Below are 256 nucleotides of genomic sequence, written 5' to 3'. Positions count from 1 at the left end.
ACTGATGAAAAGCATGATCGAGGCTGGCGCTGCCGGCGTGCACTTCGAAGACCAGCTGGCTTCGGTGAAAAAATGCGGCCACATGGGCGGCAAGGTTCTGGTGCCCACTCAGGAAGCCGTACAGAAGCTCACCGCTGCCCGCCTGGCCGCTGACGTTGCCGGTACGCCAACCATCATCCTGGCGCGCACCGACGCCAACGCCGGCAGCGCCAGCCTCGATCATGCTTTTCATCAGTTCGTAGGCGTTGAGTACGCC

Annotated in this window: 1 protein-coding gene; it reads left to right on the top strand. The window is 62.1% G+C overall.

All coding sequences use genetic code 11. The annotated features are described in order from the left end of the window. Positions 1-256 (top strand): isocitrate lyase/phosphoenolpyruvate mutase family protein (locus tag AC0L20_RS41305; RefSeq protein WP_473295879.1); only part of this gene is annotated, 256 nt, incomplete at both ends.

Source organism: Bradyrhizobium sp. Kon58, assembly GCF_055807455.1.
Note: the sequence above shows the minus strand (reverse complement) of the source record. Positions and strands in the feature narration are given on the sequence as shown.